Below are 14750 nucleotides of genomic sequence, written 5' to 3'. Positions count from 1 at the left end.
GGCGGCCACGGGTTGGAGCAGCAGCCCCGCTCAAGCATGTTGCGGCGGGGCAAGCGTCGCGACCTGATCCGGATGCACCGTGATGCTGGTGCCGCCATGTCCATCGCTTGCGGCGACGAAGGTGGATGCCATGTAGTTCCCGAGCAAAGCGATGCTGGCGGCGTGGACGCCGTCCGAGACGGTGATCGATCCGCCCGCGGCGTTGCCGGCAAAGGCCACGGTTTGCCCGGCAGCAAAATCGATAGTGGCGAAATCGATCGCGTCGGCTCCGCTCATGCCCGCGACAGTACCGGAGAAGCCTGTGGGGTCATCGAGCTTCAGTGTTCCGGTGTCTGATGCAAAGGAGATTTGCGCCGTACTCGCCGACGCAAGCTCGAGGGTCTGTCCGGCCGGAATGATCGAGGGATCGCTGATCGTGAAGGCGCTGGACCAGGCGCCCCAGACGGTTCCGTCATTGGCCTTTATCCAGAGCGTGTCGGTGCCCGATCCGACGTGATACGCGAGCTGGGAGAGCTGCGAAACCGAGATGACGTTGCCCTGATTTGCTCCGAGCGCAACACCGTTCAGTGTGAAGTAGCCGTTGCCGCCTCCACTATTCCAGACATCATACGATGTCGCGGAACTGCCGAACGGATCCGAATAGGTGAAGAGCGAGGATACCGAGAACGTCTGGCCTTGAACGGACAACGTGCTTGAATTGGTCGGGGTCACGACCGGACCGCTGTCGAGCGGCGCGGTCACGGTGAAAGCACTTGACCATGATCCCCAGACGGTGCCGTCGTTGGCGCGGACCCATAGCGTGTCGGCGCCCGAGCCCGATTGATAGCTCAGCGACGCCAGCTGGGCTGCCGTGACGTAGTTGTCCTGGTTCGCCGAAAGTGCCACCCCGTTGAGAGCGAAGTGCCCGCCACCTGTACCGGTGTCCCAGACGTCATACTGGGTCGCAGCACTGCCGAACGGATCGCTGTAGGTGAACAGCGACGAGGCTGCATAGCTCTGGCCGTGGGCAGCAACGATGTTCGACACCGTCTCGACGGGTCCGCTGTCAACCGGAGCAGTGACAGTGAAGGCGCTCGACCACGCGCCCCACAGCGTGCCGTCATTGGCCCGGATCCAGAGGATGTCGGTCCCCGAGCCGGATTGATAGGTCAATGACGCCAGCTGCGCGGCCGTGATGTAGTTGTCCTGGTTGGCGGCAAGCGCCACCCCGTTTAGCAGGAAATGCCCACCACCTGTGCCCGTGTTCCAGACATCATATTGGGTCGCGGGGCTGTTGAAGGGATCGCTGTAGGTGAACAGCGACGAAGCCGCATAGCTCTGGCCGTGCGGTGCGACGATGTTCGACACCGTCTCGACCGGTCCGCTGTCGACTGGCGCATTGACGGTGAAGGCGCTCGACCACGCCCCCCACACGGTGCCGTCATTGGCGCGGATCCAGAGCGTGTCGACGCCGGAGCCCGATTGATAGGTCAGCGACGCCAGCTGGGCGGCCGTGATGTAGTTGTCCTGGTTGGCCGGCAGCGCCACGCCGTTCAGGAGGAAGTGGCCGCCGACGGTGCCGCTATCCCAGACATCGTACTGGGTTGCAGGGCTGTTGAAGGGATCGCTGTAGGTGAACAGCGACGAAGCCGCATAGCTCTGGCCGTGGGGTGCGACGATGTTCGACACCGTCTCGACCGGCCCGCTGTCAACCGGCGCATTGACGGTGAAGGGGCTCGACCACGCCCCCCACACCGTGCCGTCATTGGCGCGGATCCAGAGCGTGTCGACGCCGGACCCCGATTGATAGCTCAACTGGGCCAGTTGGGCGGGCGTAACGTAGTTGTCCTGGTTGGCGGGAAGCGCCACCCCGTTCAGGACGAAGTGGCCGCCACCTGTGCCGGTGTCCCAGACGTCATAGAGGGTTGCAGGACTGTTGAACGGATCGCTGTAGGTGAACAAGGATGTGGCCGCATAGCTCTGGCCATGAGTCGCGACAATGTTCGACACTGCCTCGACAGGACCGTTGTCGACCGGCGCGGTGACGGTGAAGGCGCTCGACCATTGTCCCCATACCGTGCTGTCGTTGACCCGAATCCAGAGCGTGTCCGCGCCGGAGCCGGATTGATAGGTCAATGACGACAGCTGCGCGGCCGTGATGTAGTTGTCCTGATTGGCGGCAAGCGCCACCCCGTTCAGGACGAAGTGGCCGCCACCGGTGCCGGTGTCCCAGACATCGTATTGGGTGGCTGCGAGGCCGAACGGGTCGGAATAGGTGAACAGCGAGGACACGGCAAAGCTCTGGCCGTGCGTTGCCGTCACGTTTGCGGCCGTCACCACGGGCCCTTCAGGAATTGCCGTGAATTGGGTCCAGGCGCTCCAGAACACGCCGTTGAACGCCTCCACCCACAGCGTGTCGCTCGCGGGACCGAACTGATAGGCAATGCTCGACCATTGTGAAGCGGCGACGTCGATCTCGACCCCGTTCGGCTGCGCCACTCCGCCCACGGTGAAGTGCCCGTTACCCGTGGAGTCCCAAAGCGCATATTCGATGACGGGCAGAGTACCGCTCGTCACATAGAACATCGACGACGCCGCAATCGAGGTTTGCACGCGGCCGGTTATGTTTGACGCGACCACGGTGGGCGCGACGTCGACGACGCCGGAATTGTCGATGACGAAGTCGCCGCCCTCGCTGGCGATCTGTGTCAGCGAGACTTCGAACTGCACATTCCAGTTTTGGCCAGGATAGCTGTTCCCCCATGGATTGCGGACAATGAAATTGCCCGTCGCGCTGTCGTAGCCGACGACCCCGAAAGCGTGGTCCGGAACCAGCTGAATGTTTCCGGCACTGTCATACGTGTACGGAGACGTCGAGGGAATCTCGAGGATGACGTCGTCGTGGTTGGCGAGGGCCGAGATATAGAGAGACTTGTCGCTGTACCAGGACGATGAACTGCTCAGGTAATAGTTGACGCTCGTCGCGTCGGTCAGATTCTCCAGGACGTCCGTCGGGGGATCGGCGGAGATGTTGTTGTAGCTGTTGACGGCCGGGTGTCCAATCTGTCCCGACGAACTGAGCTGCGCGTAAGCCTTTTCCACCAAGGCAACCCACATCGCCGTGGGTTGCTCATTGTAATTGTGGCCATAGTCAAGCTCGGTGCCACTGACGACTGGAAACTCGTCATTGACGGTCTCCCATGTCTCCTGACCATTGACATAGAAGCGCACGCCATAGGTGCCGTTTCCATTGTCCACGATCATGGAACTCATGACCTGAGGATGAAAGACGACGACGTCGATCAATCCCGACATCAGTTCGCAATCGCCATCCGCGCCCTGACAGATGTCGTTGACGGTGGCCGCGCCCGCCGAAGAATATAACGGCCCGACAACCGCGCTGTAGCCCTTCAATGTCCAGCCGCTCCCGCCCGCATCGGGCGGCAAGGTCGGGTCCGGCAGGTCGGTCCCCTGGAACCACTTTCCGATCAGTTCCGACATCTGCGTCGACGTCGTGCCGACCTGCAGATTGCCGAGCGTGACGTGGGTCGTGCCGCCCCCGGTCCAGGTGGCATTCGCCGGATTCCCATCAACGAGCTGGATGAAAAGATGGGAGACATAGTCCGACGTGGTGAGGCCGCTGTTCAGATTGGCCGCAATCAGCTGCAGCGAATTCAGCTCATTCTGGGTGACACTGCCGCGATTGGCGACGTCCGCCAGCAACTGGATGGCTTCAGCATCGGTGAAGACGCCGTCCGCAGCAAAGTTGAGCATGTCGGACTTGATGCCGCTGTCGACCAGGGAATTGACCCAGCTTGCCGTCATGGAATTCCTTCAAGTCTTGACGCGATCCGGTTGCCGTCGACCAGGCCGGTCCTGGCGAGGGCGCGTCCCGTCGAGACGAATCCAGCAACAGAATATGTAACTATCGCGTTAGTTGTGGCCGAATTCGAGACGGGTGTCGATCTTGCCGAACGCTGCCGTCAGGGAACCCGCATTATCGTGAAGATTCGTTAACGTCTGCCTGATACGGCGCCCGCCACCGGAGATAGCCGCAGGGTCGGACTCCCCCCGACGCGGTCCTGCGGCCGGCGTTTGACTCGCTTGGTCCTTTGCCGCGTCAATCGGCGGGACGCCGCCCGCGGTGCACCCGGCGCTTCGGAGGCGATGGCGGCGCGAAGAAGGGATTCACGGAGCACATCGCACCGCGGCCCGACGCGGACGCCTGGCACTGCGGGATCGAGGTGAAGCTGCAATCGATGTAATTGCCACCGCCGAATCGGCCGCCGCCATAGACATGCATGCACACCGGATAGTTCGGATCGTAGGCCTGCCCGGCGGCAGGTCCGGCCACGGCGACCGCAGCTGCGGCGATCGCGAACAGTTTCAGGCGCATCGGTCTCTCCTTGTGGCTCGGAAGGTTCCCCCAGAACAGCCGGAGTTGGCCACGGCACCAGCGACGCGACGGCCATGCCGACCATCGCATCAGACGACAATACGTGAGCGCTAGTTGGCGGGCTGACGTTGTCGTTGCCCCCGCTCCCTGGTCGGCTTTTTGGGACCTTTATAGAAGGGATTGACCGAGCATGTCGCCGATCGTCCGGACGCCGTTGCCTGGCATTGCGGAAGCGACGTGAAGCTGCAATCGATGTACTCGGGCGTCAGCCTGCCGCCATAGACTTCCAGGCACACCGGATAGTTCGGATCGTACATCTGCGCGGCGGCGGGCCCGGCGATGCCAACGCCGATGGCGGCAATGATGGTGACTTTCAGGCGCATCGAATTCTCCTCGAACTTGCTCAGCAACGCCGGGCGCCGCTATCGCTGTTCGCCGGCCGGCTTGCCGTCGTCCTCACCAAGACAACGGATCATGAAGGCCGTCGTGTCGCGCGGCAGGACCTGCGCGGCCCGCGCCTTGAGGCGGCATTCGAGCTGCGCGATCTGACGCGCCCGCTGCCGCTCCGACGGCAGCGTCGATTGCCGCAGCCGGCGCAGGGTCATCGGCGAGCCGTCCGACTCGAAGCTCAGCTCGTACCTCTTGCCGCTTTGGTCGGTGGCGGCGCAGGTGATGGTGGACACCTGCCGCGTGATGAAGCTTCCGACCTGGCGGCAGGAGCCTGTCGACGTCTCCACCAGCGGCACCGGCAAACCATCGACGCGCGGACGGTCGCTCGACTTCAACAACATGCGGTCGACCGAAAGCTCGAACAGATTGTCCTGGGTGCGTTCGGTGCTCTCGCCGGAGAACGAGACGATGTGGCTCTTGTCGGCAGGATCGTCCAGCACCACGGTGAATTCGGAACGGCCGCGCAGGGTGTGGAAATAGGCCACCGCCTTGCAGGTATAGTTGCGGCCGGCAACGGTGACATTGCGGCAGGTGCCCGACATCAACGCATACAGGTCGACGTCGTAGACCGGGCCGGCGGCAATTGCGAGCGCAGGCCAGCAGACGACGGCAATCGCAATCAACTGAGCGAAACGGGAGATCATGCTGAAGCGGTCGAGAACACGGTCAATGGAGAGGTCCATGGCGCAAGGTCGCCGATTTCCATGGACTGTGCAACGATGAAGCAGGCTGAAATGTGGACGCCCCGCAATCGACGGGGGACCGCAGCGCTAGCCGCGCCGAAACGCCGCGCCGCTGGCGCCTTGCGTCAGATCTGCGGGCCGGACAGGGTGACCTCGCGCTCGGCGCGAAAGACGTTGCTGTAGAGGTTCGCGATCCACTGACGGCCGCTTGCCGTCATGTTCAGACAGTTGATGGCGCCCTGGATGTGCGGCGCAACCATATTCCAGTAGAACTGCGGATAGCGGTCGACGATGTCGGCCGGCGATTCATAGCCGAGCTGGCGGTTGATGCCGACCTCCTCGAACTCGTGATAGAGCGCGTTGGCTTTCCTGATGTAGTTGGGATCGCCGAGCTGCCCGATGAAATCGGCGGCCCGGACGATCGCCGCCTCGTCGTCATACTGCTGGCCTTCCGGCGCCGGAAACCGCGTCCCCTCGATGTTGCGCGCGACGCGCTCGCGATCGAGCGGAAGCACGGCCTCGAGCCTGTCGAGCACATAGAGCTTCGAGCGGTCGACATGATACGGCATCAGGCCGGCATCCGACGAGCCGCGCGGCAGCACGACCTTCTTGCCGGAGGCATCGATGACATAACCATCCGGTCCATCGCCCTTCAGCAGGCCGCGCACATAGCCGATGTCGTGCGTCAGGCAGGCGATGATCGTATGGGTGTAGTCCTCCGCGGTGACATGGGTGTGCAGCGCGCGACCGCGGATGATGTCATGCCCGGCCAGCGTGACCAGCATCGTGTGCTCGACATTGTGGTAGAGCGCATCGCTGTTGCCGATGCATTCAAGCGCAATGCGGGCTGCGGCCGGCAGGAGCTCGCCAAAGCGCGCCTGCGAGGCACCGAAGGTGCGGCTGACATGCGTGGCGAGAAACTTCTCCAAAGCACCTGCCGCCAACTCAGGTAACGTCATCATCGATGCAGCCCCCGACCGCGCAACGTTCCTCACTCGCCCCGATCTCACGTCGTAGTTGGGGATCAACTATAGCGTATCTGCGGACGTGCGGCTACGCGCTGGCGAGCGTGTGATTCGCTCAGCCGTACTATCCCGGGCTTGCCGGCTGCGACACCAAAGTCGCTGATAATGGCATGAACCGTGCATGATTCGGTTCAGACCGGGTTAATCCTACGGATAAAGACCATCATGCTTGTTACGCTCGTCGCCATTCTCTGCAATGCTCAGCTCTGCATGGAAAAGGTCGTCACCAACAGCGACCAATCAGGCATCACCATGGGCGCCTGCGCTGTGAATGCCCAAATCGGCATCGCCGACTGGCTCGCCAAGGGCCCGTATCACGATTGGCGCCTGCAGAGCTATAAGTGCATCATGGGCAAATACGTACCCAAGAACGAAGTGTGATGTGTGCTCACAGCCCTCGAAGGGGCTGACCCGCTTCGCGAGCCCACCTGGAACAGCCTGCGCAACCGCGTGATGCAGGCGCGTGCACCTCAAGTCAAAGTCCATTTTATGGGCTATCACTGTCGTTCACGATAGTGAGAGACCTGAGGTCGTCCAGGAATGGCTAGAGAATGCCCGCAACGCCGCTGATCGCCTACGCGCATGTCGGCAAGAGCTTTGACAAGGGTCGCGTGGTGGCGGTCGACGACGTCTCGCTCGACGTCGCCGAGGGTGAATTCCTGGCTGTCGTCGGCGGCTCGGGCTCCGGCAAGACGACGCTGCTGCGGCTCGCCAACCGCCTGATCGAGGCCGATCGCGGCAAGGTCGCAGTCGAGGGCGAAGACGTCAGCCGCATCGACCCGATCCTGCTGCGGCGCCGCATCGGCTATGTCTTCCAGAGCGGCGGGTTGTTTCCGCATCTCACCGTCGCCGGCAATATCGGCATCACGCCCAAGCTGCTCGGCTGGCCGCAAGCCGAAATCTCGGCGCGGGTCGACGAACTGCTCGACCTCGTGCGGCTCGACCGCGCTCAACATCGCGACCGCCTGCCGCACGAGCTCTCCGGCGGCCAGCGCCAGCGCGTCGGCGTCGCGCGTGCGCTGGCTGCGAAGCCGCGCATCGTGCTGATGGACGAGCCGTTCGGCGCACTCGATCCGCTGACCCGCGACGCGCTCGGCGACGACTATCGCACATTGCATCGCGAGCTCGGACTGACCACGGTCATGATCACCCATGACATGACCGAGGCACTGCTGCTGGCCGATCGGGTCGCGGTGATGCGTGGCGGCAAGCTGCTCGCGCTGGGTACGGCAGCGGAGCTCGCGGCCAACACCGACGCCTATGTCGGCGAACTCTTGCGCACGCCGCGGCGGCAGGCGGAGCGGCTCGGCGCATTGCTGCCGCGGGACGGCACCGCATGAGCGATCCACGCTGGAGCGAGGCGCTTGCGCATCTGCCCGACTATCTCGGCAATCATGTCCGGGTCAGCGTCACTGCGCTCGCGCTCGGACTTCTGATCAGCCTGCCGCTGGCGATCATCGCGCGCAACCGGCCGGTGCTGCGCGGCACGCTGCTCGGGCTCGCCAGCATCGTGCAGACGGTGCCCGGTCTCGCTTTGCTCGCGCTGTTCTATCCGCTGCTGCTGGCGCTCGCGGCCCTGACCGCGGCGTGGCTCGGCTTCAGCTTCTCCGCCTTCGGCTTCCTGCCGGCGGTGCTGGCGCTCGCGCTCTATTCGATGCTGCCGGTGTTGCGCAACACCATCACCGGCCTGTCGGGCGTCGATCCGGCGGTGCTGGAAGCCGCCCAGGGCGTCGGCATGACGCCGCGGCAATCGCTCACCATGGTCGAGCTGCCGCTGGCGCTGCCGGTGATGATGGCGGGCATCCGCACCGCCGCGGTGTGGGTGATCGGCACCGCGACGCTGTCGACGCCGATCGGCCAGACCAGCCTCGGCAACTACATCTTCGCGGGGCTGCAGACCCAGAACTGGGTGTTCGTGCTGTTCGGCTGCTTCGCCGCCGCGGTGCTCGCGCTTGTCGTCGACCAATTGCTGGCGCTGATCGAGAACGGCCTGCGCAATCGCAGCCGCACCCGCGCCGCGCTCGGCGGGCTCGGCATCGCGGCCCTGATCGCGGCGACGCTGGTGCCCGCGATCGCGCGGCCGCAGGCGCGCTACGTCGTCGGCGCCAAGACGTTCACCGAGCAATATGTGCTGTCGGCGCTGATGGCGCAGCGGCTGCAAACGGCCGGACTGCCGACGACGACCCGCGCCGGCCTCGGCTCCAACGTGATCTTCGATGCGCTCGCGGCCGGCGACATCGACGTCTATGTCGACTATTCCGGCACGCTGTGGGCCAACCAGTTCCACCACACCGACATCAGGCCCCGCACCGAGCTGCTGAGCGAGCTGAGGACGACGCTGGCGAAGCAGGACATCACGCTGTTCGGCGAGCTCGGCTTCGAGAACGCCTATGCGCTGGTGATGCCGAAGAAGCGCGCCGATCAGCTCGGCATCCATTCGATCGCCGACCTCGCCTCGCACGCCGCGACGATGTCGATCGCCGGCGATTATGAATTCTTCTCGCGGCCGGAATGGGCCGGTATCCAAAAGAGCTACGGGCTGACGTTCCGCGCCCAGCGCACGATGCAGCCGGACTTCATGTATGCCGCGGTTGCCTCCGGCGAGGTCGACGTCATCGCGGGCTACACCAGCGACGGGCTGATCGCGAAATACGACCTGGTCACGCTCGCGGACGACAGGCACGCGATCCCGCCCTACGACGCGATCGTGCTGCTGTCGCCAAAGCGGCGCGATGACGAGGCTCTCAAGGCGGCGCTGCGGCCGCTGCTCGGCAAGATCGGCATCGCCGAGATGCGTGAGGCGAACCTGCGCGCGTCCGGCAACGACGCATCATCGTCGCCCGATGCCGTGGCGCGCTGGCTGTGGGAGAAGGTGGGCGCAAAATCGTAGGATGATCGCGCCTAAAGTCCCTTGATGATCCCCGCGTCGATCAACAGGCGGTTGAAGCGGCGCGCTTCGGCGCCATCCTTGCAGGAGTAGAACGCGCCGCCACAGCGAAGCATGATCGCCTTCTGCTCCTCGAACGACGGATCGAGCGGAATGCCGGCGGCTTCCTGAATCACCAGCGGCAGATAGGCGGCGTCGATCGTGTCCATCACCGCCGGGCTCTTCACCGGCTCGAAGTTGACGGCGTCGATCGCGTAATAGGTCGCGTAGTAGCGCGGATCGTAATCCATCAGCTTCTTGCCGATGCCGGCCTCGTCGAGCCCGGGATCGAGCAGCTGCGGCGAGAACTCCGGCTGGTGATCGCCATAGCGCACGATCAGGAACGGCTGCGCCGGAAACTTCTTCTTCAGCGCGGCAACGAAGCCGGCATAGTCGCCAGCGCTCATCGTCTGCCGGCGCAGATATTCGTCGATCGACGGCGTGTTGCCCGGCCGCTTCCATGCCGGCAGCAGCTCGGGACGGAATTTCGTCTCCCACGGGAAATGATTGGCCGCGAGATAGACGAAGGTGAACAGCGGCGTGCCGAGCGTCCTCTGCTCGGCCATCAGCTTCAGCGCCTTGTCGTAGAAGAAGCTGTCGGGCTCGACGTCCTTCGCATGCAGGTCATGCGCGTCGTAGAAGTGCTGGATGCCTGTCGTGGCCTGGAAGCTGCGCGCGCTCATGAAGGCGCCGAACGCCGGATACAGCGACAGCGTGTCGTAGCCGCAGCGGCGCAGCGCCAGCGGCAGGCCGCGCTCGACCCGGCCCGATGCGATGCGGGTGACGAAATAGGAGAACCGGCCGAACGAACGCGAGGACAATCCCGCCAGCACGTTGTACTCGGTGAACCAGCTCGGCCCGCCGTTGCTCTCGGCGAGGAATTTGCGTGCGACACCGTCATAGGATTTGAACTGGCTGCCATAGCCCGGCGGCACCTTGACGCCGGACGCAGCGCGGATGTCGAAGCTCGATTCATCATGGATCATGATGATGTTCGGCCGCCGCCCGGCGGGATGGCAGGCGTCGACCAGTGGCATCTTGAGCTGGTCGCTTGCGCTCGGATCCGACTCCATGAAGCCATAGGCAACGAAGTCGGACACCGCCGTGACGCCGGAGCGCGCGAATTTCGACAGATAGCCGTCGTCGTAATAGCCGCGCCAGGCCTCATCCGGCCAGGCGAAGGCATAGCCCGAGAGTGCCGCGGTGCAGGCAAGGCAGGCGGCCGCGGCCGGCAGGCGGCGGATGCGGAACGGATCGAGCCACCACAGCGCGTACATCAAAGGCAGCGTGACGAGGCCGGCACCGATGATCGACCAGCGCAGGTTCGGAAAGATCGTGAGCAGGAACGCCGCGGTGTCGCGATCGATCACCATCAGGTCGACGAAGTTCGCGGTCATCTGCACCACGTCGTGCTTGAAGCGCGACAGCAGCACCAGCACCACGACCAGCGTCAGCGACAGCGCGCCCGACAGCGCCGGCCGGCGCAGCAACGCGATGAACAGGAAGTTCAGGATTCCCCAGGTGAGCAGGAAGCACAGCCGCGAGCCGAAATCGGTCTCGGTCCGCAGCATCAGGATCAGCGCGCCGAGATGCGGCGCGGCGACCGCCATCAACCGCCAGATGCCGATCGCGGCAAGACCGCCGGCCAGTGCGGCAACCGAAGAGTTCTGCTGAGGCGCGGGCGCCATGGGTGGGACGCAATACAACCCGGCGCAATGCCACGGCCTTGACTGGCAACGGCCAGGAGGCATACGGCACAGCCGGTGTCTGCACCGCGTCATAAAAACGTAATTGAATCGTCATGAACGCGCAATGAATTTGCCGGCCCGGAGCATGCCCGGCCGGCGCGGCGCGCCTCAGACCTTCGCCGCAGGTGCCGCCTGCCTTGCGATGCCGGCGATGAAGAGGTCGACGATGTCGGCGGCCATCTGCTCGGCCTCCGCCTCAGTGACGCCCCAGCGCGGCAGATGACCGTCGATATGCATCCGGGCAAAGCCATAGACCAGCGCGCGGCCGGCGATCTGGACCTGCTTCAGGTCGCGCGCCGCAAGCTGGCCGGCCGAAAATGCCTCCGCCAGCGTACGCGCGGTCAGGCTGATCAACTCCGCATTGTCGCTGGAGACCCCGGCCGAACGGTCGTGGTCGAAGAAGCGGCGGCTGGAGATGATCTCGAAATGGGTCGGGTTCTGCATCGCCCAGCGCAGATAGGCGATTCCGAGACAGCGGAAGCGGCCAAGCGGATCGCCCGGCGGCGCATCGGCCAGCGCCGCCTCGATCTCGGCGCCGAAGCGGCGCTGCGCCTCCTCGGCCACCGCATTCATCAGGGCATCCCGGCTCGGGAAATGCCGGAACGGCGCGCCCGGCGAGACCCCGGCGCGGCGGGCGGCCTCGCGCACTGAGACCGCCTCCGGCCCGCCCTCGCCGACCAACTGCATCGCGGCCTCGATCAGGACGCGGCGGAGATCGCCGTGGTGGTACGGCTTGGCCGCCGGCGCCCGCGCCGCGGCCGGACGCGGCTTGGCGGGCCGGCGTCCGGCAGGCGTGCTCTTGGCGGGGCGGCGCATGGCGCATCTCTAGCATCACCCGGTTGTGAATGTAAGCACCGATTACACAGATTGACCGCGCGAGACCGCGCAATGTAATTGACGATTACATTGGCACGGGAGGCGGACATGACGACGCGTCGAAACTGGTTCGAGGGCTGGCGGCTGTTCGGCCTGCTCACGCTGACCCTGATCGGGCTTTCGATCTGGATCGCCGCGATGCGGCAGTTCGAGGTCGAGGGCGTGCGGATGGTGATCCGCTTCACGGCGCGGACCTCGCTGCTGTTCTTTTGCCTCGCCTTCTCCGCGGCGGCGCTGACGCGGCTCCGGCCGAATGCCTGGACGCATTGGCAGCGCCGCAACCGTCGGTATCTGGGCGTCGCCTTCGCCGCCTCGCACGCCATCCATGCGGTCGCGATCACGGCGTTCGCGATGCTCGATCCGCCCGGCTTCGCGGCCGCAACCTCGATCGTCTCCTATGTCTTCGGCGGTATCGGCTATCTCGTCATCATCGCGCTGACCGCGACCTCGTTCGATCGCACGGCCGCGATGCTCGGCCGGCGCGCGTGGCGCGGGCTGCATCTAATCGGCGGCTATTATCTGCTGCTGCAGTTCACGGTCTCGTTCGGCAAGCGGATCCCCGAGATGCCACTCTACGCACTGTTCCTGGTGCCGCTCGCCGCGGTGTTCGCGGTCAGGATGATCAGCATGGCCGCGCGGCCCGCGCCGCGTCAGGCTCAGGCGAGCTGAGATCAGGCCACCACCAGGTGAAACTTGCGGCCGAGCCGGCGATGCACCGACAGCACCGCGCGGTCGACGTCGCTGATCAGGCTGTCGCCGAGCACGACGTTCGGGATCTCCCAGTTGCGTCCGATCTGCGCGTCGGGCAGAGCTGCGACCGTCGGCACGCGGGCGGTCTCGCAGCCGGGCTGTGCGCGCAGCGCCTCGTCCGCAAGCTGGGTCAATTCGTCCTGGCTCTTTCCGTCAGTCATGACGTCGGTCCTGACTCCGGAAGATGGCTCACTGATGGCCGAGATTCTCCAGTTCCTTGGCCCGGGCCTCCGTCATGCTGCGCATGCATTCGCCGGCGTCGAGGCGAGCGATGGTGCCCTCGCCGAGGTCGTAATACAGGCAGTTCGCGTCACGGTACTGGATCCATAACCGTTGCGCGGTGCGCAGTTGTTCGCGCTGCTTGTCACCGGCGGCATCCTTCAGCGCCTGCTGATAGGCGACGTTCATCCGCTTGTCCCATTGCGCGGTCTTGGCCTTGAGGCACTCGACCATCTGGTAGGTGCTGCCGTCGCAGGACTGCTCACCATCGCCCTGGTCGCCCGCCCAGGCCGACGAGGCGGCGATGACGAAAACGGCCACCATGGCCCCGAGCCTGCGCGCGCCTGTGGTGAGAGCCGATATCATGCCGCCTTCCCTTTCCGGTCGATCCCGTGGCTGGACCATACGTTAGTGTGACCGCTGCCCATCCCGTTCATATCCGTCGCGCGGCTGGCCTTCCCGATCCGCGCAGGATATTTCATGGCTGTGGAGGAACCATGCGGCGCGCGGTGACGCCTGTGATCGTTCTAGCCGTGTTCGGCCTGCTCGTCGGCGGGCTGTTTCGCTATGCCTTCGATGAATCCAACGAAGCCTCCGTCGCGAACTATGTGCGCAGCGCGCTCGACGGCGCCGCCCTCACCCTGATCGTCTGGGCCACGCATCTCTATCTGGCCGCGCGCGGCGGCTGGCTGCGGCGACGGCCGCTCATTGTGGAGTTGATCGTCCGTTCGGTGATCCTCGCCGTCATCGTCGCGATCGCCGCGATTGTGCTGGAGATCGTTCTGTACGGACATGGGGTCGAGGCCAAGTGGATTCGGGAGACCTTCTTCAAGATCATCGGTGTCGGCCTGCTGCTCTCGATCCCGATCACGACGATCTACGAGCTGGTCCGGATGATCGGCGGGCATACGCTGCTCAGCATCGTGCTCGGACGCTACCGCCAGCCGGTGCGCGAGGAACGTGTGCTGCTGTTCCTCGATCTGGTCGGCTCGACGACGCTGGCGGAGGCGATGGGCGAGCTCCGCGTGCAGGAGCTGCTGACCCGCTTCTTCTGCGACATCGACGATGCGATCGTGGCGCATGGCGGCGAGGTTCATGCCTATGTCGGCGACGAGGTCATCGTGACCTGGCCGGTCGGCGCCGGCCAGCCGTCGCGAAATTATCTCGACTGCGTGTTCGCGATCGAGGACCGTCTTGCCAAGCGGGCCGAGCACTATCGCAAGGAGTTCGGCGTGGTGCCGGAGTTTCGGGCCGGAATGCATGCCGGTCCGGTCGTGGTCAGCGAATGCGGGGTCTCGCGGCGCCAGATCGCCTATTTCGGCGACACGGTGAACGTCACGGCGCGGCTGCAGGCGCATTGCAAGGAGGCCGGCCGGCCGCTGCTGGTCTCGGGCGAGCTGCTGCGCCTGCTGCCCCCGGACCACGATTTCGTCGTGGCGCCGCTCGGCTCCACGCAGTTGCGCGGGCGCGCGGCCGCGATCGACATCTTCGCCGTCGCGCGCGCATCGTCGTAAACAATTCCTTAAAGCAAAGTGGCCAAGTGCTGCCCGAGCGAACCGCGAATTTAATCATGTCCGGTCGCGGCCCGTTAAGGATGCGACGGCCCCGTATTTGCACCGGGTTCCACCTTAACGCAGGTGTAAGACCGCGCCCTGCATGGTGCACGGACAGGTGTCATTCAACGAAAACAAGGTTGCC

The 14750-nt window shown here is 64.7% G+C and carries 14 protein-coding genes; 5 read left to right on the top strand and 9 right to left on the bottom strand.

Annotated elements, in window-relative coordinates; genetic code table 11:
* Nucleotides 1-30: 30 nt before the first annotated feature.
* The 5 genes from XH92_RS13935 to XH92_RS13915 form a co-directional block, all read right to left on the bottom strand.
* Nucleotides 31-3804, bottom strand: a complete 3774-nt coding sequence (locus tag XH92_RS13935) for a C2 family cysteine protease (RefSeq protein ID WP_194459713.1) — start codon at nucleotides 3802-3804, stop codon at nucleotides 31-33.
* Nucleotides 3805-4099: 295 nt separating this feature from the next.
* Nucleotides 4100-4375 carry a DUF3551 domain-containing protein gene (locus XH92_RS13930; RefSeq protein ID WP_194459712.1) on the bottom strand — a complete coding sequence of 92 codons (276 nt, stop codon included), beginning with the start codon at nucleotides 4373-4375 and terminating at the stop codon, nucleotides 4100-4102.
* Between the two features lie 110 nt (nucleotides 4376-4485).
* Nucleotides 4486-4758: a DUF3551 domain-containing protein gene (locus XH92_RS13925; protein ID WP_194459711.1), complete on the bottom strand. Its 273-nt coding sequence runs from the start codon at nucleotides 4756-4758 to the stop codon at nucleotides 4486-4488.
* 39 nt (nucleotides 4759-4797) lie between these two features.
* Entirely contained in the window at nucleotides 4798-5508 is a 711-nt protein-coding gene (locus XH92_RS13920; protein ID WP_246788399.1) for a hypothetical protein, read from the bottom strand.
* Between the two features lie 125 nt (nucleotides 5509-5633).
* Nucleotides 5634-6470, bottom strand: a complete 837-nt coding sequence (locus tag XH92_RS13915; protein ID WP_029078817.1) for a hypothetical protein — start codon at nucleotides 6468-6470, stop codon at nucleotides 5634-5636.
* A gap of 228 nt (nucleotides 6471-6698) precedes the next feature.
* Between XH92_RS13915 and XH92_RS13910 the strand changes: the two genes are divergently transcribed.
* From XH92_RS13910 to XH92_RS13900, 3 genes are all read left to right on the top strand, one after another.
* Nucleotides 6699-6914 (top strand): hypothetical protein, encoded by a 216-nt coding sequence (locus XH92_RS13910; protein ID WP_021077148.1) that lies wholly within the window; start codon nucleotides 6699-6701, stop codon nucleotides 6912-6914.
* Nucleotides 6915-7084: 170 nt separating this feature from the next.
* A complete protein-coding gene (locus tag XH92_RS13905) occupies nucleotides 7085-7873 on the top strand; it encodes an ATP-binding cassette domain-containing protein (protein WP_194459710.1) in 789 nt (262 codons plus the stop codon).
* Nucleotides 7870-9423 carry an ABC transporter permease/substrate-binding protein gene (locus XH92_RS13900; RefSeq protein ID WP_194459709.1) on the top strand — a complete coding sequence of 518 codons (1554 nt, stop codon included), beginning with the start codon at nucleotides 7870-7872 and terminating at the stop codon, nucleotides 9421-9423. Before XH92_RS13905 ends, XH92_RS13900 begins: the two co-directional genes overlap by 4 nt.
* Before the next feature lie 11 nt (nucleotides 9424-9434).
* On the opposite strand, the gene XH92_RS13895 is transcribed toward XH92_RS13900, so the two are convergent.
* A complete protein-coding gene (locus tag XH92_RS13895) occupies nucleotides 9435-11147 on the bottom strand; it encodes a sulfatase-like hydrolase/transferase (RefSeq protein ID WP_194459708.1) in 1713 nt (570 codons plus the stop codon).
* 168 nt (nucleotides 11148-11315) lie between these two features.
* The gene (locus tag XH92_RS13890; RefSeq protein WP_194459707.1) at nucleotides 11316-12023 is read right to left on the bottom strand and encodes a TetR/AcrR family transcriptional regulator; all 708 of its coding nucleotides are present in this window, start codon (nucleotides 12021-12023) and stop codon (nucleotides 11316-11318) included.
* A 108-nt stretch (nucleotides 12024-12131) separates the two neighbouring features.
* On the opposite strand from XH92_RS13890, the gene XH92_RS13885 reads away from it, so the two are divergent.
* The gene (locus XH92_RS13885) at nucleotides 12132-12752 is read left to right on the top strand and encodes a hypothetical protein (protein ID WP_194459706.1); all 621 of its coding nucleotides are present in this window, start codon (nucleotides 12132-12134) and stop codon (nucleotides 12750-12752) included.
* 2 nt (nucleotides 12753-12754) lie between these two features.
* On the opposite strand, the gene XH92_RS13880 is transcribed toward XH92_RS13885, so the two are convergent.
* Nucleotides 12755-12994 (bottom strand): hypothetical protein, encoded by a 240-nt coding sequence (locus tag XH92_RS13880; RefSeq protein WP_194459705.1) that lies wholly within the window; start codon nucleotides 12992-12994, stop codon nucleotides 12755-12757.
* Between the two features lie 28 nt (nucleotides 12995-13022).
* Nucleotides 13023-13418 carry a lysozyme inhibitor LprI family protein gene (locus XH92_RS13875; RefSeq protein WP_246788398.1) on the bottom strand — a complete coding sequence of 132 codons (396 nt, stop codon included), beginning with the start codon at nucleotides 13416-13418 and terminating at the stop codon, nucleotides 13023-13025.
* Nucleotides 13419-13549: 131 nt separating this feature from the next.
* Between XH92_RS13875 and XH92_RS13870 the strand changes: the two genes are divergently transcribed.
* Nucleotides 13550-14566, top strand: coding sequence for an adenylate/guanylate cyclase domain-containing protein (locus XH92_RS13870; protein WP_194459704.1), 1017 nt, complete (start codon nucleotides 13550-13552; stop codon nucleotides 14564-14566).
* Nucleotides 14567-14750: the final 184 nt, after the last annotated feature.

It is taken from the genome of Bradyrhizobium sp. CCBAU 53421 (assembly GCF_015291625.1).
Classification (GTDB): Bacteria; Pseudomonadota; Alphaproteobacteria; order Rhizobiales; family Xanthobacteraceae; genus Bradyrhizobium.
The sequence above is the reverse complement of the archived record's forward strand: the minus strand, read 5'-3'. Positions and strand labels throughout refer to the sequence as shown.

What these genes read in the sequence shown, in the direction of transcription:
- XH92_RS13935 (WP_194459713.1), bottom strand. Translation starts at nt 3,804, where the DNA reads ATGACGGCAAGCTGGGTCAATTCCCTGGTCGACAGCGGCATCAAGTCC.
- XH92_RS13930 (WP_194459712.1), bottom strand. Translation starts at nt 4,375, where the DNA reads ATGCGCCTGAAACTGTTCGCGATCGCCGCAGCTGCGGTCGCCGTGGCC.
- XH92_RS13925 (WP_194459711.1), bottom strand. Translation starts at nt 4,758, where the DNA reads ATGCGCCTGAAAGTCACCATCATTGCCGCCATCGGCGTTGGCATCGCC.
- XH92_RS13920 (WP_246788399.1), bottom strand. Translation starts at nt 5,508, where the DNA reads ATGGACCTCTCCATTGACCGTGTTCTCGACCGCTTCAGCATGATCTCC.
- XH92_RS13915 (WP_029078817.1), bottom strand. Translation starts at nt 6,470, where the DNA reads ATGATGACGTTACCTGAGTTGGCGGCAGGTGCTTTGGAGAAGTTTCTC.
- XH92_RS13910 (WP_021077148.1), top strand. Translation starts at nt 6,699, where the DNA reads ATGCTTGTTACGCTCGTCGCCATTCTCTGCAATGCTCAGCTCTGCATG.
- XH92_RS13905 (WP_194459710.1), top strand. Translation starts at nt 7,085, where the DNA reads ATGCCCGCAACGCCGCTGATCGCCTACGCGCATGTCGGCAAGAGCTTT.
- XH92_RS13900 (WP_194459709.1), top strand. Translation starts at nt 7,870, where the DNA reads ATGAGCGATCCACGCTGGAGCGAGGCGCTTGCGCATCTGCCCGACTAT.
- XH92_RS13895 (WP_194459708.1), bottom strand. Translation starts at nt 11,147, where the DNA reads ATGGCGCCCGCGCCTCAGCAGAACTCTTCGGTTGCCGCACTGGCCGGC.
- XH92_RS13890 (WP_194459707.1), bottom strand. Translation starts at nt 12,023, where the DNA reads ATGCGCCGCCCCGCCAAGAGCACGCCTGCCGGACGCCGGCCCGCCAAG.
- XH92_RS13885 (WP_194459706.1), top strand. Translation starts at nt 12,132, where the DNA reads ATGACGACGCGTCGAAACTGGTTCGAGGGCTGGCGGCTGTTCGGCCTG.
- XH92_RS13880 (WP_194459705.1), bottom strand. Translation starts at nt 12,994, where the DNA reads ATGACTGACGGAAAGAGCCAGGACGAATTGACCCAGCTTGCGGACGAG.
- XH92_RS13875 (WP_246788398.1), bottom strand. Translation starts at nt 13,418, where the DNA reads ATGATATCGGCTCTCACCACAGGCGCGCGCAGGCTCGGGGCCATGGTG.
- XH92_RS13870 (WP_194459704.1), top strand. Translation starts at nt 13,550, where the DNA reads ATGCGGCGCGCGGTGACGCCTGTGATCGTTCTAGCCGTGTTCGGCCTG.